We start from the raw sequence: 25028 nt of genomic DNA on the forward strand, positions 1-25028 counted from the left end.
AGTTCTCATTAAAATGAAAAGGACCACCATATGGCGTCCTCGATTAAGTCCCTTTATCTACTCAGGTTCCAGACGATTTTAAACGTTGTCATAAAAAACCGGTAATTCTTGTAGTGCATTTCGAAATCACTAAAATAGACAGCTTTATAAAAAAAGCTGCCCATCACTATATCAATTATATGATCTACCTTGCCGTAGCAAAACACCCTACAGTTTCCGTACAATGAATGTATCCCCAAGCAGTTCCCAATTCTGGGGGAACGGATAACCAAGTACCCAATAACTGAGACCCCTTGACCTGTAAATCTTCACCAGATCGAATTTGGCTTTGGCACTGCGTGCGTCCTCAAACCAAACTTCATGTGTGCGTCCCTGATCATCTTTGTACCTATAATAAGGGGATTGGGCTGTCTCGTCATATTTTATTTCTGCATTATATTGGACGGCGCGTCTGATGGCTTCCTGCATATCGAAAGTCTCTGCTTCCTGTCCCTCTTCATGAGGAATAAGCCAATCCCGTGCATAAATTTGAAACCCTATGAAGATTTTATTTGTTGGTATCACCGTTACGGCATAGTCAAGGACACGCTTTATTTCATTAATGGGAGAGATTGCCTGCGGCGGCCCCTTTCGGTAACCCCATTCATATGTCATCAGCACCACGAAGTCGAGCAGCCGTCCGTGAACTGGATAATCATGTGCCTCAACTAATGGCCCCTTTTGATTGGCGCTAGTTTTTGGGGCAAGGGAGGATGACACAAAGTAACCCTCTGGATGCAATCGTTCCACTGCTCTTTGGAGAAAGCGATTATAGAAATCACGGTCCTCTGGTCTTACACTTTCAAAATCGATATTCAATCCACGGTATCCTTTATCTTTCATCGTTTTTATGACGTTGGTTAATAATGTTTCCACTAAACTTAAATCGGAAAGTATTGTATGGGCAAGCTGAGTTCCCGCTTCCGTCGCGGAAAAATTCGTTATGCACATCATGGGTATGACGCCAGTCGACTGTGCCGCCCGGATCGTCGGGATGTCATCTATGACTTCTAAGCTGCCATCTTGCCTCATTCTATAACCAAATGGACTTACGTAGGTCAAATCGTGGGCTACTTCACGTACCTGCTCCGCACCGGCTTGCCCGTAAACGTTTGTAAAACCATTTACTTCAATGATGGGTTTTGGTTTCTGGGGAATCCTTATTATCCGTCCGATATGGATATTGGCCGGATCTGCAATCCTGTTCATCTGCATAATGGCCTGAACTGTCGTTCCATAACGTCTCGCTATATCATAAAGGGTATCTCGTTCCCTTACGGTATGATAAATAACCGGGATGGTTAGTCTCTGCCCTGGATAGATAGCGGAAGGATTTGTGATGCGATTCGATTGCATGATTTCCTGTACCGTAATTCCAAACTGATTTGCGATATTATTTAGAGTATCCCCTTGCTGAACCCTGTACTGAAGATAAGGTTCAGGAATCAAAAGAGCTAGGCCAATCACCAGCTTATCTGGATTTTCAAGGCCATTGATCCGAACAATCCGGTTGATACTGACACCATACTGCTGGGAAATTCCCCACAAAGAATCCCCCCTATTCACCACATGGATTTTCACATGCACAGCCCCGCTTTCCTTTAAAATATCCCTTTCATTTTATTCCCTGGATAGCCCTAATATGTTTTTTGTGTTCATAAGCCTGTAAAGGATATAGGGAAAAAAATAATAATGGCAGCTATCAATTCCAGGGAATATATGGAGGGCGTCCATGTATTTTAAATGAGACTGCAGGCATGATAATACGATTTTTAGAGGGGATTTTGTAGCCGAAGTAATCCAGACGAGAACTATTATTCAGGAGGAAAGGATTCATTTAAGATCAAAGCTTATGAGCATGAAAGAATTTCAGCATTGGCCTATTCCATGGATTGCAGTGTTAGTTTAAGCAGAAACAATGCTGCTGATTGCTGGTATTAGAAATCGAGACGTCTCTACACAAATGGTGGATTCAGAGGTAATTCGTTTACCTGACCCGGGAAGGCTTAAAAGTTTAAAGATGACTCAGAAATACATTTCAAAACTGAATGACGAGCACATTTCACTTTTTCTCTAATTCCATATGTTGGGCATGAAGTAGTGGATACTACAAAAACGCTTCATGAAAAAGTGAATCTTTGGATAGATGATAATATAAAAAATATTGATTAGAATTATATGGAGAATAATAAGTCAAAACGGGTGAGGAGGAATGAGCATGAAAATGTTTAAAATGAGTGCTGTGGCATTGGTCGCTGCGTTGTTGTTCCCTTCTTCTACATTTGCAAGTGGCTGGGATTACTTAGGAGAACAATCTCTTTTTTCTAATGGTGCTGAAAGTGATGTGTTTGCCTCTACTGGTGGTGATTATAAGATTTGTCGGGATTCTTATGTGGGTCCGGCTGGTAAGTTAAAAGTTGAATTATGGGAGTATGATCCTGACAGTTATAATGATTATGTAGGGGTAAGATATTTAGATCGAGGCCAATGTGGCATTTTCCGGGGTATTGGTAGCTTTGTTGATGGAGGAAATGAAGCAGAATTTTTTGCGAAATCAAGGACTAACAGTGATATGCATTTAATCTTTTATGATTAATTCACTAACTGAATGAAAAAAAGACCTGAGATTGATTCGTAAATGCTAAAGGGTATTCTTCTAGAATGAGTGCGTAAATACCTTAATATGACTGCTAATATATATAGGGTTTTTTAGGCTGATGTATTTCCACTTCAGCCTTTTCTTATGCAGGAAAATAATTACTTGATTTATCTAAATGGAAAGTGTCATAACTTAAAGGTATTGGCAGAAGAAAGTACATAAGGAAAAACTGTCCCCAACTCAGTTGTTGAAATGGGCAAAGCCTAGTGTTTTTGTGGGTACATGAAAACTCCCTTAATAAAACCCTCACATCAAAATAAATTAACACCTCAAGATATATCCCCGCTTTCCCAGCCTTATTTTTGACTCTTGAGATACAAAAACAAGGGGTGTGTACCTCTCCATTAAATAGTTAATCAAACGCTTTAAAAAGAGTGTAAAGGGTCTTAAATAACCCGTTTTTAAGTGCGGTTACCTCGGTCTAAAACTGGATTGGTATGGTATAATAATAGAAGGTATACTGTGCTTTTAGGAGGTGAACGAATGACGATCAGCAGCATCATATTGGTGGTGGCGGCAGTGTTTATCGGCGCCTTGATGCGGACGATGTTCGGGTTCGGTGAAGCAATTGTCAGCATGCCTCTGCTTGCCTTACTTCACATTCCGCTTAATACTTCGGTTTCCCTGATTGGATTGGCTGGTCTTACCGTCGCTTCACTAACCGTCGTTAGCGGATGGCGGCATATCGAACGCTCCGTTTTAATCAGACTGGCGGCTTCAACGGTCATCGGCATACCAGCCGGCCTGGCTTTGCTCCATTACGCACCTTCTATGATCATTACTTCTGCACTGGGTGTTTTTTTGATTGCATATGGGGGATATTCTCTTCTAAAGCAAAGACTTTTTCAGGCTGTGGATAAACCATTACTTAACTCGAAGGGCTAGGTATGGCCGTTCGGTTTTGCGTCGGGAGCCCTTGGCAGCGCCTATAACTTTAACGGGGTGCCGGTCGTCGTCTATGGAACTTTGCAAAATGGGATCCAGATCGATTCCGCGGAACAATGCAAGCCCATTTCCTGATATCCGGAATCCTGGTCGTGACGGGTCATGCGCTAGGCGGACTATGGACAGCCGATTCACTTATTCTTTACGCTTATTCCATTCCAGCTATATTACTTGCGACAGGTCTCGGAATGTTCATGAATAAGCGAATCCCAGCGAAGAAATTCGAAAGCTATTTATTCTTCATCATCATTGCGCTAGGTGTACTATTATTGATTCCCCATGACTGATAACCAATAAAAGCCTGATTTCTCATTAAAACAACGAGGAATCAGGCTTTTTTCAGGAATAATAGAATCATAGTTGAATCGTTAACCGCGGATATCCCGTTTGTTATATCCGAAGAAGCCTGCAGCCAGTAATAAGATAGCTATGATTGTAAGCATGGATACTTCCATGAAGTCCATACCTTCAACAGGAAGCTTCGGAATATGGCCGAACGGTGTTAGTTTTCCCATCCATTCCGGGAATTGAAGCATTCCCCCTAAATAAACGACTAAGATTGAGTAGGTCAAGTAAAGCCAAGTCAAGCCGGATAATTTTGGTGCAAATCCAGTTAACAGCACGGCGATACCAATCATGATCCACATTGCAGGCAGGTAGACCATCGCTGCACTAAATATAGTGCCGAAAGCAACCCCTTCATCCATCACGGAATTCCCGACTGCCCAAAGACCGATGTCAGCAAGCGCAAGCATGAGAAAACCGCCAATAACAGAGATGATAAGATAGCTGCCCATAAGCCTTGTACGGGATACAGCGCGGCTCAGTAAATGTTCAGTATGATTCTTTTTTTCTTCCCCTTTTAGCTTTAACATCGCCATTAAAGGCGGGATGGTGCATATCATGGCGATGACTGACATCAACATTGTCAAGAATTGTTCTGTCAGTGAATAGCCTTCAACTGGCGTCAATAGTTCGGCCATCATTTCATTTTTTGTAAAAAAGGATTCCAAATCACCTAAAACGGAACCGTAAGATGCTCCCAAAATGAACATCCCGGCTGCCCAGGCGATCAATCCTGTACGCTGAAGCCTCAGCGCGAGACCAAGCGGACTTTTTAAAAACGATGAAGCATATTTCCGGCCTGGCTTAGCCGGAATGAATCCAGCTTCCAAATCACGGATGGCATTCAAATATAGAGATAAGGCAACCAAAATGATTGCCGCACCGATCGTAAGGATGATTGGCCACCAATAATTATTCACATATACTTCTGAACTTAAAACCCAACCCAATGGTGAAAACCAGGAAAGTGTTTCATTGCTGACATCCCCTATCGCCCGAATAAGATAGGAGAGAAGCAATACAGTGATGGAGTAACCCATCGTACCTCGAGCACTCTCGGTAAGCTGGGCAAATAATGCCGTTATTGCCGAGAAGAAAATGCCGGTTGCCCCTAACGTAGCTCCATACATAAGGGAACCTTCCAAATCCATGCTTTCTATTCCCAGAGCATACAACCCGAAACCCATTATTATCGCGATTAACGCATTCGTTCCAATCGATACGGAAATGGTTGCATATAAATTAGCCAATCGTCCAGCCGGCAAAGAACGGATCATTTCGATACGGCCGTCCTCTTCATCTGCGCGTGTATGGCGTGTAACAAGTAAAATACTCATTATCCCCACGGCCATGGCGGTTAATAGTAACATTTGATGCGCCATCATCGCTCCGTTTGTATAGTCATCCAGGCCGTAACCTTTCCCCACCATCGCGGTCATTGCAGGGTTCTTCATCGTTTCTGCAATAGTTTGCCTTTCTAGCCCAGTCGGGTACAGATCGGTGAATGCCATCGCAACCATAAATGTTAGGACGGATAAGGAGATTATCCAAACAGGGATCCGAATCCGATCTTGCCGGACGATGAATCGGGAGAGCCTTCCTGTATTATGATAAGACTGGTTCGCCATTATAACGCACCTCCCGCCCCAGAATCAGAAGTCTTCCTTTCGCCTTCGTAATGGCTCATGAATAAATCTTCCAATGTAGGCGGCGCGCTTTCCAATTTAACAATTCCAAACTGGCTTATATACTTCATGACATTATCCAATTCATCTGTATCCACTTGGAATGAAAGTGCATGGTCTTTCGTCACGATATCCCGAACACCGTTTACATTCCCTAAAGCAGGAATTGGCTGCTTCGTTTCGACAAGCAAGCTTGTTCTCGTTAAATGACGTAACTCATCCAATGTTCCCGTTTCAATTATTTGCCCTTGCCGAATGATGCCCACTTTATCGCATAACCTTTCCACTTCAGAAAGAATGTGACTGGAAAGCAATATGCTTTTTCCTTCAATTTTCGCGTTCATCACACATTCTTGGAAAACCCTTTCCATCAATGGATCTAGACCTGATGTTGGTTCATCCAATATATAAAGGTCGGCATCAGAAGAGAAAGCAGCAATCAAAGCAACCTTTTGCCTGTTTCCCTTTGAATATGTTCCACACTTCTTGGAAGGATCCAAATCGAATTTTTTTATTAGTTCTTCGCGCCTGCTTTTATTGTTCGTCCCGCGTAATTCAACAAATAGATCAATGACTTCCCCGCCTGTTAAGTTGGGCCATAGGTTCACATCTCCCGGAACATACGCGATTCTCTTATGAATTTCAACGGCATCTTTCCATGCATCCTTGCCAAAAATCTTCGCTTCTCCATCCGTCGCTTTTAAAATCCCGAGCAGCACACGGATCGTTGTTGATTTTCCAGCACCATTGGGACCGATGAATCCAAATACCTCCCCTTTATTCACTTCAATGTTCACACCATTTAAAGCGGTGAACTTTCCAAACTTTTTCGTTAAATCCGTTGATTTCAATACTGACATTCCTCATCCACCTCTTTCTCATTAAAAAATATGAAATATTTTAACTGATTTAGTTCATAATATACAAAATGAGAATTCCTGACAATAGTTTATGAACTAATTTAATTGTTCTATTACATATTTTTAATTAAACTAAGGTTGAGGTGAAACAAATGGACGGATTTCAACGACGCAGGGAACAAAAAAAATTGAATATATTAGAGGCTGCCTTGGCTTTATTCATGGAGTATGGTGTCCAAAAGATTTCGATTGGGGAAATAGCAAAAAAAGCAAATGTATCTCAAGTAACGATATATAATTACTTCGAAAGCAAACATAATCTAATTCATGAGGTTTTTGTTTATTATACAGATAAGGCATTGGATGAATTTGAACAAATACTGGCCAGCAACATCGCCTTCCCTGAAAAAATAAAGCAGCTCATGTTCACGAAGAATGAAACAGCCAAACAAATTCATGAAGATTTTTATCAATATTTAATGAAGGAATATACTTCCGGAGTCAATTATATGGAAAAAATATATACAGAAAAGGCCCTGCCCCGCTTTATCGATCTGTTTAACCAGGGGAAGGAACAAGGATATGTTGATCCGAACTTATCTAATGAAGCGATTTTATTTTATATAAAAGCAATGAATGAATATATCCAACGGAAAGAGGTTTATCAAAGCATCCTGCCTTTGACTGAGGATATTATGAGGATTTTGTTTTATGGGATCGTTGGGGAAAAAGAGAAATGAATTTAAGAAAAAACGGTGTGAATCGATATCTCCCATTCACACCGTAAAATCTTATTCAAGAATTTTCCTGCACTTTTTAAGTCAATGTTAATAATTTCGCTGAAGTGTAATTATATTTCTCGATTGATAAATCAAAAACGGCTCCCGCTTTTAAAAAGACCGTACTTTCAACGATTAAAGTAGGATCACCTGGCTGCAAGTCCAAAAGCCCAGCATCATCGTCATTAAGTTTTTCACACGAAATGATTTTATCCGCAAACCCGATATTCAATTTCAAATCCTCGACTATATATTCATAAATGGAACCATTTGCGATTTCTTTATTTATGATCGGAATGATATCTTTATTGAAAAAGGACTCTTCTATTACAATGGGTTGACCATTTAAGTATCTAACCCTTTTCAGGTTATAGATTTTGGTTTTTACATTGCATTTCATTCGTTTGGCCAATTCCTCATCGGCTTCTATTAATTCTAATTTCAACACTTTACTTTTCATTTCATCATTTGGAAACACTTTGGTTAAGCCGCCCATATCCCTCATCGAAATGCAGCCCGGTCTGGTAAATTCCCTAAGGAATATGCCGCTTCCTTGAACTTGATAGATATACCCCTGCTCAACCAATATGTTGATTGCTTTTCTAATGGTGTTCCTGCTGACATCGAACTTCTTCATCAACTCTTCTTCAGTAGGCAACTTAGTATTTAATGTATATTTTCCATCTAATATTTCTTTCTCCATTTGTTCTACGACCATTCTATACTTTACAACCATATTTCCATATACCTTCCTCTATACATAATGATTTAGAACAATAACTTAGACTGAATGATAGGTTTTCTTTACAATAGTTTATTTTATAACGATTGTAAAGAAACCTCTGTTACTTTCAGACTGCTGACAAATCCGAAGAGAAGCCTAAAGTTTTTTCGAGAAAACATTCCAGCTGATTCCAGAAATCCGCTCCCTTTCCGCCGACTGTCTGCCAAGCCTCCTCGGCGTAAGCGCCTGTGGGTCTCGGCTAACAGTATTTCGGCAGGAGTGTCGCATATTTCTTCCATCCAATGAGGATTACAGGAAAAAAACTTAAAGGGTAAACTAGTTTTAAACTTGGTTCGGAAAAGATCAGCCTACAGTTTGTTCTAGAAACATTCCAGCTGATTCCAGAAATCCGTTCCCTTTCCGCCGACTGTCTGCCAAGCCTCCTCGGCGTAAGCGCCTGTGGGGTCTCGGCTAGACAGTATTTCGGCAGGAGTGTCGCATATTTCTTCCATCCAATGAGGATTACAGGAAAAAACTTTAAGGATAAACTAGTCTTAAACTTGGTTCGGAATAGACCAGCCTACAGTTTTTTCAAGAAAACGTTCCAGCTGATTCCAGAAATCCGCTCCCTTTCCGCCGACTGTCTGCCAAGCCTCCTCGGCGTAAGCGCCTGTGGGGTCTCGGCTAGACAGTATTTCGGCAGGAGTGTCGCATATTTCTTCCATCCAATGAGGATTACAGGAAAAAAACTTAAAGGATAAACTAGTTTTAAACTTGGTTCGTGATGAGACCGGCCTGCAGTTTTTTCTTTTAAAACACAAAGTTGATTGGATCGTAAGGTACGAGACTCCTGCGGGAAAAGAGTGGCTGGGAGACCCTGCAGGCGCAAGCCGAGGAGGCTCGCGGACCGCCCGCGGAAAGCGAGTGCCTGGAGTGGAAATCAATGAACGCCCCATTTTACAAACCCACAAAAAAAAGACTGTCGGCAAACAAATATTAGCTAGTTTGTAAACAATTAGGGTTCTATCTAAATAAAACAAAGTTGATTGGAGCGGGTGTTCGAGACTCTTGCGGGGAAAGCGTGGCCAAGGGAGACCACGAGGGCAGACCGCCCGCGGAAAGCGGGTTCCCTACGTTCCAATCAACGATCAGCTTTACTAACCATGAAAAAAGAGACATCCAATCGATTAACGATAGGATGTCTCCAAATCTATTGAATTTCAACTGTCCCCAGCCATGCAGTTGTTTATAAATCCTTCATTCTCTTTAATGTGTAAACAAAATATTCCCAGTTGTTTATGGTCGAAGGGATGCTTAAGTGTTCTTCAGGTGTATGTACGGAAAATATATCCGGTCCGATTGAGACAGTATCCAACCCTGATATCTTATCTATGAATACCCCACACTCGATCCCTGCATGCACAGCGATGATTTCAATATCTTCATGATATTTTTCTTTGTATGTTTCTTCAAATAATTTCTTGAGTTTAGAATCAGGATTATAGGGCCATTCCGGATAATCCGCGTCAACCAATAGCTCGCACCCAAGCATGTCGGCAATTGCCTTTGCTTGCGTGACCATATTATATTTGATGCTTTTGACCGAACTCCTGATTTCACTTTCGAATATCATTTCCGCTTCATTTGTTGTAACGACCCCTAGATTCGTCGAACTTTCCACTAATCCTTCTATTCCCATGCTCATTCCTTGAACGCCATGCGGGATTACCAGTAAGGAGGAAATGGCTTTAGTCAACGTCTCTTTGGAAAAAACATTTGAAGAAACCGTTTCGATCTTTTCAAACCTGATCAATACCTCAGGGTCGGAAGATTGCAGTTCATTTTTAAAAGTATTTTCCCATTGTTGAAGTCTCTCCATTATCTTCTGAACATCTTCTGCATGAATCAGTACAGTCGCCTCTGCTTCACGAGGAATGGCATTCCCTTTCAGCCCCCCGTTCATTTGCTGTATGTAGCAAGGGAAATCCGCCGTTAATTCATGTAATACTCTGCCCAAAAGCTTATTGGAGTTCCCTCTTTCCTTATGGATGGACATACCGGAGTGTCCGCCTTTCAACCCTTTAATCCTGATGTTATAAGATACTGCATCAACAATTGAAGCCGATTCCCATCCGATTGGCAGGACCTGCCGCACGCGTATTCCTCCTGCAGAGCTGACCAGCAGCTTTCCATCTTCCTCCGAATCGATATTGATCATCATTTTTCCCTTGAAGTGAGCCGGATCCACGGCAAGTGCACCGTTCATTGTCGTTTCTTCTTCAGTCGTTATGATTATTTCAAGGGAGGGATGCGGAATATCATTTGCATCCAATAATGCCAAAGCATACGCAACAGCAATTCCATTATCAGCCCCCAATGTTGTATCCGTCGCATACAACATGTCTCCCACAATCCTTAATTGAAGCGAATCTTTCTCGAAATCATGAAGCGTACCCTTGTTCTTTTCGCAAACCATATCCATATGCCCCTGGATAATGATGGTAGGGGCACTTTCATATCCAATTGTGGCAGGCTTTTTGATGATGACATTCAGCACTTCATCCTGGATCACCTCAAGGTCCCTATCCTTAGCAAAGTGAACCAGATAGTCACTGATCGCTTTTTCATTAGCCGATCCTCTCGGGATTTTGGAAATCGCTGCAAAATAATGAAACACCGGATGGCTCGATAATTCTTCTAAAGTGCTATACATGAAAAACATCCTTTCTTTTAAAATATTCTTACTGCCTCTCATCCTTTTACTTTTCCAGAACGGAACACTGCCACCCTCGTGAACAATGGATACAGAACGTACCCTAGATAAACACCAATCATATTCAGGATAAGGTCATCGACATCCAAACTTCCGCGTCGAAAAACGAACTGACAGATATCGATGCCCGAAATCGAAAGTAATGGATAAAGAAATTTCCTTTTATCGGAGGGCTCTTTCCCTTCTCTGGACAACAAATACAGCCCGAATGGAATGAACAGCCCCACATTGGCGCTAAGGTTATAAAATGACACAAGCCCGTTCATATCGTTCGATAAATATGAAAGAATCGTAGAAAAAGGAACTAAATTATACGAATATACCTGCCCTTCTGGTCGAAAGAACAGTAAAACCAATAATGATAAACTGTAGCCAAACAATACAGCCTGCCACAAAGGGCGCGGAATTCGGACCGTTTCACCTCGAAAAAAAAGTACCGCAAATGAAACGAAAAGAAGTATACAAAACCAGACAACGATGATTACCAAAGGATTCAAATATAATCGGAGCTGAAGGAAAAAAGGCAAACCGCACAAAAACAATGCTTGCGACAGCAAAAGGGAAAGCATGACCGATTTTAGAGACATATAACTCCCCGCTTCTATTTCTTTCCAAATCATTGCATATGCTTATATCCTAGGACAACTTTAAGAACCCGTCAACAAACTGCAGTCAGTAGAAAACCGTCGAGGGGGAGGCTTTTTCGAATAAATCAACCGATGGGAAGGATAATTCGGCCTTTTTCCGGTAAAACAAAAAAGCCGGTTCCCCATGTTCGGGAATCCTGCTTTTTTTGTTTAATGATAAGTTCATTTTAAAGTGCACGGTACTTTTTTAAACTAATAATATTGATGGTGATAAATACGGCTGCAAATGCAAGGAGAATGAGCAGATCCAGTAAGACCTCATTGAACGTGAAACCTTTGTACATAATGCCATTCATGGCATCCGATGCGTAATAGAGAGGCATGACCTTGCCGATTTTTTGGAGCCAGTCTGACATGCCATCCAAAGGGAAAATCCCTGTAAAGAAGACTTGCGGCACGATGACCAAAGGAATGAATTGTACCATTTGGAATTCGGATGTCGCAAAGCTCGAGAGTAATGTACCAAGGGATAATGCAACGAGCGCGACCAGTATATTCGTCAGTAAAACGAGCCAAATGGAGCCAACAAGGACGATATCCAATACATTGACAGCATATAGCACGACAATTATGGTTTGAATCAGAGCAAATAAGCCATATCCGATCACATAGCCCGCTACGATTTCGTATCTTTTGATCGGGGTGGCAAGCAGCCGTTCCAACGTACCACTTGTATGCTCCTTTAAAAGCGCAATCCCCGCTATTAAAAATACAAAGAAGAAAACGAAAAAGCTTACGAGCATCGGACTGAATGTATCAAAACCCTTTGTGTTGGCGTCTCCGTAAACATATTTCTCCTCAATTGAAGGAGTGTTTTTTTCATTCCCTTGCAAGCCTTGCATCATTTGCATTTGAACGGCCTTTGCCCGGGTCGGTTCGTCGTTCAAAAGTGTGAGTTTCATTTTGCCATTTTCAACATGCAGCCAGCCATCCGTATCCTTTTCAATCATCTTTTCCTGTGAGAATTCCTCAGCAGCTGTCACTTGAAAATCCGCTTTTTTCAATGCTTTAACGATCGTTTCATCACTGCCTGTAACAACGATTTTCAAATCACTTGCCTCTGTATCGAAAATAAAATACATGAGCGTTAAAATGAGCAATGGAGCCAGGAAAAATAAAGCGAGCGTCCTTCGATCCCGGCGCATCTGCTGGGTAATACGAGTAACAAGAGAGGCAATTCTCATTTTAGGCCGCCTCCAATCCTTAAAAAAACTTCATCAAGCGTTTCCGCGGCAAATTGAGTTTTTAAAGCTGCAGGGGTTCCTGCCGCGATGATTTCACCTTCACGCAGCATCGCCAGTTTATCGCATCGTTCCGCTTCATCCATCACATGCGTCGTGATGATGATCGTCTTATCATCTTCATTCCTTAAACGCTCAAGTTCCTCCCAAATCGATTGTTTCAGCAAAGGGTCTATTCCTACTGTCGGTTCATCCAATATGAGAATCTCCGGATTTTGGATGAGTGCAACCGCAAGTGAAAGACGGCGTTTCATTCCCCCTGAATAATGGGCAACCCGAACGTTCAAATCATTCGTCAGCTGTACGATTTCAGCTGCATATTGAATGCGTTCCCTTCGTTCCTTTTTCGAAAAACGGTATAGCTTCGCAAAAAATTCGAGGTTTTCAGCTCCCGTCAATTCTGTATATAAAGCATCGGACTGTGCCATATAGCCGACAACCATTAACAGGGATTCATTTGGCACTTCATGATCCAGAACCGTGACTTTACCCGCATCGGGTTTAATTAATCCGACAATCATTTTAATCAAGGTCGTCTTTCCGCATCCGGATGGACCTAGCAAACCAAAAATTCCGCTTTTTTCAATATTCAGGCTCATTGGCTGAATGACCTTCTTCTGCTGAAAACCCTTAGCAATTCCATCAATGGAAATCGCATTTTTCATTGCACACACATCCTCCCTCTTTAATTGACACGGTGTTGAGTGTATCATCATTCTAAGGTAGCATTCGGTCTAATACAATCAACACATTTGGAAAAATGTTCAGTGAAGGAGACATTCCATGGCATCGATTCATGAGGATATGGTACAAAAGACGAAAAAGCAGATACAACATCATTTTATAGCACTTATTGAAGCAGAGGGGTTCTCACATGTATCCGTGAAGAAAATCGCAGAGCGTGCCAATATTAATCGGGGCACATTCTATTTGCACTACACAGATAAATATGAATTGATGGATCACTTACAGCAGGAATTGTTACATGAACTTCAAACCCGCATTACTGCCATTTTGCCTAAAGAGGCTTTTTTGGCTCTTAATCAACAGCAACTTTATCCGCCTTTCATAGCGATTTTTCAATTCATCAGTGAACATGCTCACGCATTAAGGGCCATTCTTGGTGATCAGGGAGACCCTTCTTTTGCGAAAAAAATAAAACGGGTTTTCGGTGAAGTACTGTTGGAACGTTTGATCAGCCTGCATCCTGCAGCTAAAGATGAAGCATTCCGCATGTATATGCACGCCTTCCTGACATCGGCGATTTTAGGGGTGATTACTGAGTGGCTGGAGAACTGTGAGGAACAAACGGCGGAAGAAATGGCAAAAATCCATTTTAAAATCTTGAACTTCATCAGCCAATTGCGCACATTCATCCAATGAACGATTTTAGTTGGAGATACCTATTCCGCACAAAAGAATGGAAGGGTATTTCCAGGATACCAATGCATTTCTTAATGTCATCGCTTCTCCCCCTTTGACCATACATAAAAAACCTCGTCCCCAAGGAACGAGACCAATTTGCGATGCCCCCCATACATACCCAACAATCCTCGGCTGCTCTCGGAAAGTGGTCATTTCATTTTACTTTTCTCTTCTCTACGTCCACATTAGTAATTACTAAATTTTAACATTGATGGTTCAATACTGTAAATAACGCAAAAAAACTCATTAAATATAATGAGTTTAAAAGCAAAACAAGATATGGATTTTTCGCTCACCGTTCCTGGATAGAACACAGGGATTATAATAATTGAATACCGCTATGAATGTTGGAATCAGTTGATTTACCTTGGGGAAAACAGTTTTAAAAACGGATTCTTTTTCTTATCTGTTATCCTTAATTCATTCATGATGATTTGATCCTCATGATCGGCTATCCATTTCCTTAGTGCATCTTTATCCTGGCACTGTGTTAAATATGTTTGGCCACCCTTGCCTGTAGCATTAATAACATATCTATTGAACGTCTTCTCCATAATTGCCCGCCTTTTTAATAAAATGTATTGAATTTAACTAATAATGTACTGCTTTTCCCTTTATCTTTTACAAAAGAAACATAATATATCTATTACAAATTTTGATTGGCAATAGCATGTTCTGCTTGAAATTATTGAATAAAGTACATCGATGCCGGTTATCATAATTGGATTAATCGAACCTATCATAATGTGCTAACTAATATTTGTCAATACGTTTTTTTAATGTAAATAAAACGTAAATTTTCAGTTTTATTAAAGAAATATTTTTTTACGATTTAGGGGTTTACAACTGCTAAATGATGGGAGTAGAATACGTTTATCAATTTAATGCATTTCGGCCAAAACTCATGGTAAATGAGTACGGAGGACCCAATCATTTGGGGTTAATTCTGCCTTGCAGAAGGGATGAGATCAGCTCTTTCGCCATCCTACCCGTCAGCTAACTTCGTCGGCTAAAGCGAAGGAGGTCTTAAGACCGCCTATTTCGGAAGCTTTTTTTTGCTCGCTATTAGTGGCAATACAGCTATTCGATGATTTCGCAGGTCTTTTTATTATGCCTTTAAAAAGATTCGAAAAGCAGATTGTTGATTAAAAGTCATACAGTAGGGATGATCATTTGAGAATGACAAAAAATTTATTGGATCCGCCAAAAATACTTGTACTCGGCTTTGCCATCCTGATACTTATCGGGGCCTATTTATTGACCCTGCCGGTTTCCACCGAAAATGGCCATGGCCTTTCTTTTCTGGATGCTTTATTCACCTCGACTTCCGCTACATGTGTAACAGGGCTGGTCGTAGTGGATACGGGATCGACTTTCACCACTTTTGGTGAGTTGGTTATCTTAACACTGATTCAGATAGGCGGCTTAGGATTCATGTCATTTGCGACGTTTTTCTTTTTCCTTCTAGGCAAAAAGATTTCCTTAAAAGGCAGGTTACTCTTGCAGGAGTCCTTAAATAATCTATCCATGGCGGGTGTAGTCAGATTAGTGAAACGGCTGTTAATTTTCACGTCCATCATTGAAGGTGTGGGTGCCCTTATCTTATCGATTCGCTTTTCTTTTGACATGCCAACCGGCAAAGCGATCTATTACGGGGTTTTTCATTCCGTCTCGAATTTCAATAATGCCGGCTTTGATTTAATGGGGGAATTCAGGAGTTTGACCCCTTATGTATCGGATCCATTCGTAACCCTTACCGTCGCCTTCCTCATCACGTTTGGCGGGATAGGCTTTATCGTGATGAATGAACTATACGAATATCGTGACACCCATCGTTTATCCGTACATACGAAGGTGGTTCTGATGACTAGCTTGATCCTTACAATCACAGGTGCAATTTTAATCTTTTTATTCGAGTTCGGTAACGCTAAGACATTGCAGCCTTTATCTTTCATGGGTAAAATGCTGTCGTCCTTATTTCAATCGGTATCACCACGGACGGCAGGCTCCAACACGCTGAATATCCCTGATTTAACTCAGCCTACATTACTGCTCATCATTTTCTTGATGTTCGTTGGGGCATCACCCGGATCGACTGGCGGCGGGATTAAAACGACGACATTGGCGACGCTTGTAGGAACGGTTTGGTCACAGATCAAAGGTAAGGGTGATGTGGTCTTGTTCCGTCACCGCATCGTGAGTGAAACGATTTTTAAAGCATTATCCGTTACGTTCATTGGTGTATTCATGGTTTCCATCATCTCCATTCTGCTGACCATCACTGAAAGCGGAACTGATTTCTTGATGATTTTGTTCGAAGCCACTTCAGCATTCGCCACCGTGGGACTTTCAATGGGTTTGACCCCGGAATTATCACCGGTTGGCCGGATGCTCATCATTTTCACGATGTTTGCAGGCCGTGTCGGCCCTTTGACTTTGGCCTTTGCTATCGCCATGAGGCGCAAGCCAGATCCGTTCCGACGTCCAAAAGGGAAAATCATGATTGGTTAATAATGAATGAAGGAGTGTAAATGATGGGAAAACGACAATATGCCGTGATAGGTTTAGGCAGATTCGGAACCAGTGTGGCCCATAGATTATATACGGCAGGCCAAGAGGTTTTGGGTATTGATGTGAACGAGGAAAGAGTCGAGAATGCGGAACTGAACGTTACCCATGCAATCATGGCGGATACGACCGAAGAAGAGACATTGAAAGCAATCGGAATCCGTAATTTCGATTGTGTCATCGTAGCCATCGGAAATGACATGCAATCGAGCATTTTAACTACCTTGCTTTTAAAAGAGCTTGGGATCAAAAAGGTCATTGCCAAGGCACTTAATAAAAATCACGGTCAGGTGCTGACAAAAGTCGGTGCCGACTGGGTCATCTATCCTGAGAGGGATATGGGGGAACGGGTCGCGAACCAGCTCCTTTCCCCTAACATGCTGAACTATATCGAGCTTTCTAAAGAATACAATATCGAGGAAATCATCCTCCCCATGAGCATGAAGGGAAAAAGCCTCAGGGAGCTTGATTTACGGGCAAAATATAATATCAGCGTCATTGCCATCGTGAGTAATGGAGAAATTATCATAGCACCGTCACCGGATCAGGATATCCATGAAAAGGATATGCTTTTAGTGGTTGGCAATAAAGAAGATCTGGCCGTCTTTGCCAATATTGAATAAAATCCGGCAGGTTCCAGCTCTTGCTCCTTTTGAAGGCTAATACATACGAGAAGACCGCCATATGGAGGTCTTCTCGATGAAATTTATAACGAACATGCCCGAGCCCAGGGTATGTATGTATTATTTTATCGTACTGATCGCTTGGGCAAGAGTGGACTTTATCGTCACTTTATCAAAAGGCAGTTGAAGCTTAACGGCAGTCATGGCTATTTCCGGCCGAAGTCCTGAAAGGGTTGTTTGAATTCCGATCAAATGCAAGGATTCAATCAATTGAGACAGCTGGTGTGCGGATCCGCTATCTATTGAATGAACGCCGGATAGGTCAATGAAAAGTCTGGTGACATTTTTTTCAGCGCACTTTTGTAAGGTGTTTTCAAGCAAGGACATGCCCCTCGTCGTGTCAATATCGCCTATCAGGGGAAGCAATGCCGTGTTATCTTTAAGGGAAATGATGGGTGTGCTCAATTCATCGATCGTTGCCTGTTGGGCTTTCATGATTTTATTGGCATACCTATGATTCGCTTCCGTAAACCTCTCCATCACTTCACTGAACACCTTCACCACTATCCGATACCAGGAGTTTATTTCCTCCTGTGTATATTGATCTCCATGCAATTTCACAAACCGGTCAATATAATCCAGGTATTGCTCTTGCGTACGGAAAAACTCCCTCAATATAAAATAGATGGGTGTGTTTAAATGCTGCTCATCCTGACCGATCGCTTCAATCCAATCACCAAGCTGCTTAAAGAATTCCCTCTCCTCTGTATCAAAAACCTGAAAGAAACGTAAATGGAATTCATTATTTTGCTGCTTAAGTTTTTTAATCACTTTGGGATCGGTTGAGCAATATACACCAGTACTATCACTTTTATTCAAGGATGCGTACCAATCCTCAGTCAATTGTGCTGCCACACCCAATAAAAAGGCATATAATTCTTTATTTACGTGCATAAACTCCTCCTATTTAGTTTTTATAAAAAGCAATCGATAAATCTAATTTATCAACAAAGCAAGCATAGAAGACAACCTCTTCCATACTTAAAACCTTATGCTCTCTGATGCCTGATGGCTCCCTCTTTCCATATACCTTCCCAGCTGTTTTTGAAACCATGTTTTAAAAAAAAAGATCAGCAAAAGCCTTCATCTATCATTCTGGTAAATACCCGTTCCCAAAACTTTATAGTGTTGTTATAGTTTACCATTTTTATTTTTTGTTAACAATTTCCACGCAAAAAAGGACCTGATCCCAGATCCTTCGGTTTAAAACCATTTCTCCTTCTCATTTCATAAATAAAGCCGTCCATAAACCTTGCACCCCAAAGGTTTCATCCGATTGTTCCATTTTCCTCATTTTCCGTATTTCCACCACTTCGAATTCCTTGAAGATCATTCTGAGTTTTTCTTCAGTAAAACCTAAACCGCCTTTAAGGCTTCTTTGCCTATATACTTCCCAATCTGAAATATCGGCACCACCCAAAATGCCGCCTTCGACAAAACAAGTGATCGAATACAACCCCTTAGGCCTTAACGCGTTTTTCACCATCTCCAAATAATTCATCCTTCGATGTGGGGCAATATGGTGAAAACAACCTGAATCATATTACGAAGTCATATTGTCCTTTTGCAATATCCAAATCAAATATATTCCTTTGAATGAAGTTCACTTGGACATTTTTATCTCCTGCCCATTCTTTTCCCCATTCAACGGCTTCCTTCGAAAGGTCCACCGCATCAACAGAACAGCCCTTTTGAGCAAGGTAAATGGCATTTCTGCCAGGTCCGCATCCAAGCTCAAGAACCTTCCCTGGCCCAATTAACCCACCATCAAAATATGAAACCAAATTCTCATCAGGGAAATTTTCGAAAAGGGAATCCCTTTTGAGCGGTCTTCATAAAAACCATTCCAGAATCCAGTTGGTTCACGCAATAATGAGTCCAGCATGTTCAATAGATCTTCATAGGTTGTAATCGTCTCCGACAAAACCATCACCTCTTCCATTTTATCCCACGATTTAATTATACTGATTTCGCCCGATGCCTCTGTAACAGCCGCATAAAAAATTCGTTACATATGACGTTCAGACACCATTGGACCTTGTTGTTTATATAATATTCACTGGAATTTAAAGGTATCAATTATGCATGTAAACTGCCTTCTGATGGTATGATCCGTTCTTACTCAATAACCCGATGATCAGCTCATTAACCATGTTAGTGAAGACATGGGTTTTATACATGCATGTCAAATATTACATGCTCTTTACAGCGTATCCGGTTTAGCTTCCAAAAAGCAAAACTCAGCTCTATCTGGTATCCTGATGTCCTCATAACCGTTTACTGATGATTATCTTTCTATACATTCCATTCAGCATGATCGGCCGATCTTCTTCAATTTCCATAATATCCCCATGTCCACTGAACAAGTCTTCAAACCTCAAGCCAATATCCGTTCCTAAAAATTGAATGATCGGCCTCAGAAGCTTTTTGGGCACTGAAAGAATTTCATCTTTAGAAATAAACTTATCGAATAGTATTATTTTCCCCTCGCCTTTTACAACCCTGATCATTTCCCGAAGACATTCATTGGCATCAGGTACGACGGAAAGAACCAAACTTCCCACTACATAGTCAAACGATTCATTAGTGAATTCCATATGCTGTGCATCCATCTCGAGGAACTTGATCGATGCATCATCAAATTTCCCCATCGCTTTTTTTAACATATCCGCTGATAGGTCAATTGCCGTTATCTCAAGGTCAAGGTTTTTGATCAACTCCAAATCGGCCCCCGTACCTACGCCCACAAACAGGACCTTTGCATGATCATGAAAATCCAGCTCTTCAAACATACTTTTCCTGGCATCTAAAAAGAGATGAGAGTTGAAGATTTTGTCATAAACGGGCGACCAAAATTTATAAATCACTTTATTCCACGAATTATTCAACATGCCCACCCCCTTACATACTTCTTCCATGAAACATCATAAATCCCTTCCAAGCGGATGGAAAATTAGTACAATTAAAAAGTATGCGATGCAGTGATTCACGAAAATTGGCATGTTTCTTTTCATAAACCCTCCAAATCTGTATGATCCATAGTAACCAAACTACCTTGACTGTCATAGTAATATACTATAAGATATACCAAAGGAGGTGAGGATTTGGTTCAACGACAACTATCCTCTGACTTGCTTCGCGGACATGTAGATACGATGATTCTGAAACTCCTGCAAAGTGGCGATAAATATGGTTATGAAATCAGCAAACTGATATATACGAATTCCAACGAGCAATATGAAATTAAGGAAGCGACGATGTACTCCAGCCTAAAACGACTGGAAAAGGATGGATGCATCATCTCTTATTGGGGAGATGCCACACAAGGCGGAAGAAGGAAATATTACAAAATCACCCCAATCGGGGAAAACACATATATCCAAAATAAAAATGACTGGGAGCAGGCCAAGCGAATACTTGAGCGCCTTCTCTAAGAAGGGAAGATGAAAGGTGATTGAAAAACTGAATGCACATGTTCATAGCATTTTTGCTCCGTACAAAAGTGCAAAAACAGCAACGGAATTGGAAGAAGAACTGCTGCAAAACTTACTGGAAAAATACAATGACCATAGAAGGAATGGTGCCAGCGAGCAGGAAGCGTATAAACTGACTGTGGATTCGATTGGGGAGGTATCAGAGCTCATGGAATCACTCAATCTGCAATACAATGTGCTTGAGCAGGCGATAAACATGGACTATTCCAGGCAACGCTTATTGGATTCCGACTTCCGCTCGGTTTCGGTCCATGATGGGAAGTTTAATTTCTGCGATTTAAGCCGTTCTGACTTCAGCCATTCCGACCTGACGAACAGCACATTTAAAAACAGTAACTTAGATCATTGCATCTTTGAAAACGCCAATTTAACTGGCACCTTATTTAAAAGTGCAAATTTAAAAGGCGTAACTTTCAAGAACAGCATTTATAATAAAACCCATTTTAAAAGCTGTAATTTATCTGGTCTTATATTCGATGGGGAAACTTTCAAGTAAACCATTTTCGAAGGCTCTTCATTGAGAAAGGCATCATTCCGCGATGCCACCCTCATCAATGTTCAATTTCGGATGTCCGATTTAAAGAAAATCGACTTTACAGGAGCTTCGATGGATAAACTCACTTACAACTTTTTACATGGAGCAAAGGTTGATCTTAGCGGCGTGACCCTCATCTAAAGGACAGCGATTGGCGCTTCCACCCCGTGTTTCTGATTTACACGAAGCCGTGCTAAGACACGTAACGTCTTAGCACAGGTTTTTTTCAATATACTTTTTCAGGCTTGTATCTCATTATGTCTTTAGACTTCCACTTCAAATTCTTTAACGTAGACAGCATTCCCGGTGATTTCAATATCGTATGTGCCATCGTTCTTGGTAGCTGTAACGCGAACTCTGCCATCCTTTCCGATTTCATGTCCCTGTTCGATTAACAGATGCACCTCATCATCAAGATCATCCTTTATGTATTTTGCATAATAAGCGCCCATTACACCTGAAGCCGTTCCTGTAACCGGGTCTTCAAGCGTACCTGAAAAGGGCGAGGAAAAATGCCGGCCATGCATATGGGCATCATTATCGTACGCTTCCAGGCAAAAGGGATGAACGGAAGCTCTTGGCATTTCCTTTAATAATTGCGGAAACAGGCTATTGTTGGCCTTCATCCTTTTAAATGAACTTCTTTCCTTTACCGGAACCAGTAAAGTCCATAAACCTGTACTTCCATAAACAATAGGTAATTCACTTTCCAGATCTTCTATATCAAGGCCGAGGGAACTGGCTAAGCCAGCTTTATCTCCGTTAAACGCTTCAAACTGCGGCGCGGCCTGCTTCATCGTAATATATATATCAGGCCCCGCCGTCGCATGGATCTTGATTGGCAATATTCCCGCTCCTGTTTCAATCATCAGCTCATCTTTATCCAATAATCCCCTGGTCTTCAGTGCATGGATAGTAGCCATTGTCGCGTGTCCGCAAAGATTCATTTCGTGTCCCGGTGTAAAATAACGAATCCTAAGATCGGCAATATCGGATTCCATCGGAAAAGAGGTTTCATTGAACCCCACCTTCATCGCTATATCCTGCATTTCCTTTTCGGTCAGTCCATCCGCATCTAAAACCACACCTGCCGGATTTCCTTTATTCGGTTTACTGCTGAACGCATCGTAATGAAAAACCCTTACCGTTTTCAAATCTAACATCTCCTAATAAATGATGGTGCTTCACTTGAATAGTAATTCTATATCTCTATCCATATTCCCTTTTCGTCCTATAGTAAGTGAAACAACCATTGATTTTATTTTCTGACTATTATACAATTACTCAAATTCATCAAATGTAAAATTCCATGAAGGGAAGGAGTACGTTATCATTCTGTTCCAAAGAGAGCTGGTGCTTTGCTGAAAGCCAGTGTCCAGAATCTGACCGAATATCATCCCCGAGAAGTAAAGCCGAAGCTTCAGTAAGCTTTACCGGTTTCCCCCCGTTAAATGGGATGTGTGTTTAATTATTAAACAAGAGTGGTGCCGCGAGTTCAAATCTCGTCTCTTAATGAGACGGGATTTTTTGTATGTAAACCAATCAATGAAAATATCGGGAAAGCGGGTGCAGGAGTCATGCATACACTATTATTCGTAACGGATTTATACTATGAGGCAAAAGGAAGAAATTATTATGAGGAGGATTTGTTCCTTACCTCGAAGCTTAGGGAGGATTTTCAGTTACTGCTTTGCCATCCTGAAGACATTGAAACGTTTGAAAAGGATTTTGACTTGATCGTCTTTCGAAATGCCGGTCCAGTAGCCAATTTTAAAGACAAATATCTAGCATTCCGTAATAGAGTGGCTGCTGGCCATTTGAAAACATACAACTCATTTGTTGGAAAGGCTGATATGAACGGGAAGGAATACTTAATTGAACTGACGAATGCCCAATTCCCTGTCATTCCGACCATCGATACACTTGAATCTTTACATAAACTTCCCAATGTGGAAGCGTATATAGTGAAGCCTAAAGATGGAGCGGATTCCATCGGTTTGGAATTTGCCGCCAAAGAAGAATTGGGAGATAAAATGGATGCAAAATCAAAGAACACATTGGTACAGCCATTTATCAACTTTGAGTATGAAGTCTCTTTTTATTTTATCGATAAGGAATTTCAATACGCCCTTTATGCGCCTGATAAAGAGAAAAGATGGGAATTAAAAGAATATGTCCCTACTGAAGCAGACCTGGCTTTTGCTAAACGATTTATTGATTGGAACAATCTTGATTGGGGCATCCAACGAGTAGATGCCTGTCGGAATGAGCAAGGTGAACTTTTATTAGTAGAGCTGGAAGATTTAAATCCGTACCTTTCCCTATTGGAATTAGCCGAAGAAACACGTCAAAATTTTGTAAAAGCCCTGAAAAAATCAATCCGGAAAGCTCTTCAAGCTTAGAATGAAAACTGCCGTATTACTGGCTAGCCAAGACCCGAAACAGTTGGCGGAAAGGGGGCGGATTTCTGAAAACAGCTGGAACATTCTTCAAATAAAAAAACTGCAGGCAAACTCGTTTTTTTTCTTCGAGTTTGTCTACAGTCTGAAATGACTACCGAGCCCTAAGGGACCATTAATTCATTTGAGATTGATGCCATTTCCACGCACTTTCAATGATTTCTTCCAAATTTATCGATGCCTTCCAACCGAGTTCTTCATATATCTTGTCGGCCGAAGCAACCAGGCGGGCTGGATCTCCAGGGCGACGGTCTGCATACTCAACTGTCGGTTTAACTCCTGTGACTTTTTCGCAAGTGTCGATTACATCCTTAACCGAAAATCCTTTTCCATTCCCAAGGTTGTAGATGGCCGTATCCTTCTTCCCGGTTAATAGGGCTTGAAGCGCGATTATATGAGCTTGGGCTAGATCCGTTACATGGATATAATCACGAATGCATGTGCCATCTTCTGTGTCATAGTCCGTACCAAACACGGAAATCTTCTCACGTTGACCTAATAAATGCTGTAAAATGATTGGAATCAGGTGTGTTTCCGGATCATGGCTTTCACCGATTTCTGCTGACGCATGTGCTCCGGCCGCATTGAAGTAACGCAAGACGACATAATGAAGTCCATATGCCTTTGCAAAGTCCCCTAAGATCTGTTCCACCATCAATTTAGAGCGGCCATATGGGTTAATCGGATTCGTTGGCTGATCTTCATCAATCATATCCACATTTGGTATCCCGTACGTAGCTGCCGTTGATGAAAAAATGAAATTCTTAACATCATGCTTAAGCATGGTATTCAATAATGTAAGAGTTGCACCTACATTATTATCATAGTATTTATAAGGATCTTGAACAGACTCCCCGACCAAGCTATTAGCGGCAAAGTGCATGACCGCTTTAATCGGATACTTAAGGAAAATTTCATTCAAGACCGCTTCGTCCCCTAAATTCCCTTCCACCAAGGTGGCCTTCGAATCAACCAGCGAACGAAATCCAGTTGAGAGATTATCCAGAATGACAACCTCTTCAGTTTTCACTAACTCTTTTACAAGATGGCTTCCAATATACCCTGCACCGCCAACGACCAAAATCATATAGTATTACCCCTTTTACTTTAAGCTTGAATGAATCTTTAAATCTCGCATATGTCATTAGTGGGAGGTCTAATTATAAG

At 41.3% G+C, this 25028-nt stretch carries 24 protein-coding genes, 1 pseudogene, 1 riboswitch and 1 other annotated feature; of the genes and pseudogenes, 11 read left to right on the top strand and 14 right to left on the bottom strand.

What is annotated here, in order from left to right; translation table 11 throughout:
- Positions 1–207: 207 nt before the first annotated feature.
- Positions 208–1620, bottom strand: coding sequence for a LysM peptidoglycan-binding domain-containing protein (locus tag ACJ9PY_RS23140; RefSeq protein WP_411739103.1), 1413 nt, complete (start codon positions 1618–1620; stop codon positions 208–210).
- 637 nt (positions 1621–2257) lie between these two features.
- Between ACJ9PY_RS23140 and ACJ9PY_RS23145 the strand changes: the two genes are divergently transcribed.
- The 3 genes from ACJ9PY_RS23145 to ACJ9PY_RS23155 all read left to right on the top strand — a co-directional run bounded on the left by ACJ9PY_RS23145 (position 2258) and on the right by ACJ9PY_RS23155 (position 3930).
- Complete coding sequence (locus tag ACJ9PY_RS23145) at positions 2258–2635, top strand: hypothetical protein (protein WP_098186123.1); 378 nt, start codon at positions 2258–2260, stop codon at positions 2633–2635.
- A 546-nt stretch (positions 2636–3181) separates the two neighbouring features.
- Positions 3182–3583 (top strand): TSUP family transporter, encoded by a 402-nt coding sequence (locus tag ACJ9PY_RS23150; protein WP_411739104.1) that lies wholly within the window; start codon positions 3182–3184, stop codon positions 3581–3583.
- Between the two features lie 152 nt (positions 3584–3735).
- Entirely contained in the window at positions 3736–3930 is a 195-nt protein-coding gene (locus ACJ9PY_RS23155; RefSeq protein ID WP_411739105.1) for a hypothetical protein, read from the top strand.
- Between the two features lie 81 nt (positions 3931–4011).
- Here ACJ9PY_RS23155 and ACJ9PY_RS23160 read toward each other — a convergent pair whose 3' ends face one another.
- Complete coding sequence (locus ACJ9PY_RS23160) at positions 4012–5616, bottom strand: ABC transporter permease (protein ID WP_411739106.1); 1605 nt, start codon at positions 5614–5616, stop codon at positions 4012–4014.
- On the bottom strand, positions 5616–6533 hold the full coding sequence (locus tag ACJ9PY_RS23165) for an ATP-binding cassette domain-containing protein (RefSeq protein ID WP_411739107.1): 918 nt from the start codon (positions 6531–6533) through the stop codon (positions 5616–5618). The genes ACJ9PY_RS23160 and ACJ9PY_RS23165 overlap by 1 nt, the downstream gene beginning before the upstream one ends.
- A 152-nt stretch (positions 6534–6685) precedes the next feature.
- Here ACJ9PY_RS23165 and ACJ9PY_RS23170 point away from each other — a divergent pair, with 152 nt between their 5' ends.
- On the top strand, positions 6686–7273 hold the full coding sequence (locus ACJ9PY_RS23170; protein ID WP_063574923.1) for a TetR/AcrR family transcriptional regulator: 588 nt from the start codon (positions 6686–6688) through the stop codon (positions 7271–7273).
- A gap of 76 nt (positions 7274–7349) precedes the next feature.
- Here ACJ9PY_RS23170 and ACJ9PY_RS23175 read toward each other — a convergent pair whose 3' ends face one another.
- The 5 genes from ACJ9PY_RS23175 to ACJ9PY_RS23195 all read right to left on the bottom strand — a co-directional run bounded on the left by ACJ9PY_RS23175 (position 7350) and on the right by ACJ9PY_RS23195 (position 13362).
- On the bottom strand, positions 7350–8048 hold the full coding sequence (locus ACJ9PY_RS23175; RefSeq protein WP_057279099.1) for a GntR family transcriptional regulator: 699 nt from the start codon (positions 8046–8048) through the stop codon (positions 7350–7352).
- 1234 nt (positions 8049–9282) lie between these two features.
- Complete coding sequence (locus ACJ9PY_RS23180; protein WP_411739108.1) at positions 9283–10749, bottom strand: aminoacyl-histidine dipeptidase; 1467 nt, start codon at positions 10747–10749, stop codon at positions 9283–9285.
- Positions 10750–10787: 38 nt separating this feature from the next.
- A complete protein-coding gene (locus ACJ9PY_RS23185) occupies positions 10788–11429 on the bottom strand; it encodes a VanZ family protein (RefSeq protein WP_411739109.1) in 642 nt (213 codons plus the stop codon).
- A 194-nt stretch (positions 11430–11623) separates the two neighbouring features.
- A complete protein-coding gene (locus tag ACJ9PY_RS23190; protein ID WP_411739110.1) occupies positions 11624–12640 on the bottom strand; it encodes an ABC transporter permease in 1017 nt (338 codons plus the stop codon).
- Positions 12637–13362, bottom strand: coding sequence for an ABC transporter ATP-binding protein (locus ACJ9PY_RS23195; protein ID WP_411739111.1), 726 nt, complete (start codon positions 13360–13362; stop codon positions 12637–12639). The genes ACJ9PY_RS23190 and ACJ9PY_RS23195 overlap by 4 nt, the downstream gene beginning before the upstream one ends.
- Positions 13363–13480: 118 nt before the next feature.
- On the opposite strand from ACJ9PY_RS23195, the gene ACJ9PY_RS23200 reads away from it, so the two are divergent.
- Entirely contained in the window at positions 13481–14080 is a 600-nt protein-coding gene (locus ACJ9PY_RS23200) for a TetR/AcrR family transcriptional regulator (protein WP_095679272.1), read from the top strand.
- A gap of 404 nt (positions 14081–14484) precedes the next feature.
- Here the strand turns inward: ACJ9PY_RS23200 and ACJ9PY_RS23205 are convergent, their stop codons facing one another.
- The gene (locus ACJ9PY_RS23205; protein ID WP_034310797.1) at positions 14485–14676 is read right to left on the bottom strand and encodes a hypothetical protein; all 192 of its coding nucleotides are present in this window, start codon (positions 14674–14676) and stop codon (positions 14485–14487) included.
- Positions 14677–15005: 329 nt separating this feature from the next.
- Positions 15006–15148: riboswitch (cyclic di-AMP (ydaO/yuaA leader) on the top strand.
- A 153-nt stretch (positions 15149–15301) separates the two neighbouring features.
- On the opposite strand from ACJ9PY_RS23205, the gene ACJ9PY_RS23210 reads away from it, so the two are divergent.
- Together ACJ9PY_RS23210 and ACJ9PY_RS23215 are read left to right on the top strand one after the other, a co-directional pair.
- The gene (locus tag ACJ9PY_RS23210; RefSeq protein ID WP_411739112.1) at positions 15302–16633 is read left to right on the top strand and encodes a TrkH family potassium uptake protein; all 1332 of its coding nucleotides are present in this window, start codon (positions 15302–15304) and stop codon (positions 16631–16633) included.
- Positions 16634–16656: 23 nt separating this feature from the next.
- Positions 16657–17313: a potassium channel family protein gene (locus tag ACJ9PY_RS23215; RefSeq protein ID WP_268592093.1), complete on the top strand. Its 657-nt coding sequence runs from the start codon at positions 16657–16659 to the stop codon at positions 17311–17313.
- A gap of 120 nt (positions 17314–17433) precedes the next feature.
- On the opposite strand, the gene ACJ9PY_RS23220 is transcribed toward ACJ9PY_RS23215, so the two are convergent.
- The 3 genes and pseudogenes from ACJ9PY_RS23220 to ACJ9PY_RS23230 all read right to left on the bottom strand — a co-directional run bounded on the left by ACJ9PY_RS23220 (position 17434) and on the right by ACJ9PY_RS23230 (position 20261).
- Positions 17434–18267, bottom strand: coding sequence for an STAS domain-containing protein (locus ACJ9PY_RS23220; RefSeq protein WP_063574916.1), 834 nt, complete (start codon positions 18265–18267; stop codon positions 17434–17436).
- Positions 18268–18595: 328 nt separating this feature from the next.
- Positions 18596–19297, bottom strand: a pseudogene (locus ACJ9PY_RS23225) (class I SAM-dependent methyltransferase).
- Positions 19298–19640: 343 nt separating this feature from the next.
- Entirely contained in the window at positions 19641–20261 is a 621-nt protein-coding gene (locus ACJ9PY_RS23230; RefSeq protein WP_411740318.1) for a class I SAM-dependent methyltransferase, read from the bottom strand.
- A gap of 267 nt (positions 20262–20528) precedes the next feature.
- On the opposite strand from ACJ9PY_RS23230, the gene ACJ9PY_RS23235 reads away from it, so the two are divergent.
- Genes ACJ9PY_RS23235 through ACJ9PY_RS23245 form a run of 3 tightly spaced genes read left to right on the top strand, consistent with a single transcriptional unit; the run spans position 20529 to position 21543 of the window.
- Positions 20529–20807 carry a PadR family transcriptional regulator gene (locus ACJ9PY_RS23235; RefSeq protein ID WP_222620182.1) on the top strand — a complete coding sequence of 93 codons (279 nt, stop codon included), beginning with the start codon at positions 20529–20531 and terminating at the stop codon, positions 20805–20807.
- Between the two features lie 16 nt (positions 20808–20823).
- Positions 20824–21363 carry a pentapeptide repeat-containing protein gene (locus ACJ9PY_RS23240; RefSeq protein WP_411739113.1) on the top strand — a complete coding sequence of 180 codons (540 nt, stop codon included), beginning with the start codon at positions 20824–20826 and terminating at the stop codon, positions 21361–21363.
- A 3-nt stretch (positions 21364–21366) separates the two neighbouring features.
- Positions 21367–21543, top strand: a complete 177-nt coding sequence (locus ACJ9PY_RS23245) for a pentapeptide repeat-containing protein (protein WP_411740319.1) — start codon at positions 21367–21369, stop codon at positions 21541–21543.
- A gap of 122 nt (positions 21544–21665) precedes the next feature.
- On the opposite strand, the gene ACJ9PY_RS23250 is transcribed toward ACJ9PY_RS23245, so the two are convergent.
- A complete protein-coding gene (locus ACJ9PY_RS23250) occupies positions 21666–22556 on the bottom strand; it encodes a PhzF family phenazine biosynthesis protein (protein WP_411739114.1) in 891 nt (296 codons plus the stop codon).
- A 146-nt stretch (positions 22557–22702) separates the two neighbouring features.
- Positions 22703–22915 (top strand) — a binding site (T-box leader).
- Between the two features lie 64 nt (positions 22916–22979).
- Here ACJ9PY_RS23250 and ACJ9PY_RS23255 point away from each other — a divergent pair.
- Complete coding sequence (locus ACJ9PY_RS23255; protein ID WP_187050160.1) at positions 22980–23804, top strand: hypothetical protein; 825 nt, start codon at positions 22980–22982, stop codon at positions 23802–23804.
- A gap of 172 nt (positions 23805–23976) precedes the next feature.
- On the opposite strand, the gene galE is transcribed toward ACJ9PY_RS23255, so the two are convergent.
- Positions 23977–24948 carry a UDP-glucose 4-epimerase GalE gene (galE, locus tag ACJ9PY_RS23260; protein ID WP_411739115.1) on the bottom strand — a complete coding sequence of 324 codons (972 nt, stop codon included), beginning with the start codon at positions 24946–24948 and terminating at the stop codon, positions 23977–23979.
- Positions 24949–25028: the final 80 nt, after the last annotated feature.

The sequence above is a fragment of the Peribacillus sp. S4 genome, assembly GCF_046715815.1.
GTDB classification, from domain to species: Bacteria; Bacillota; Bacilli; order Bacillales; family DSM-1321; genus Peribacillus; species Peribacillus frigoritolerans.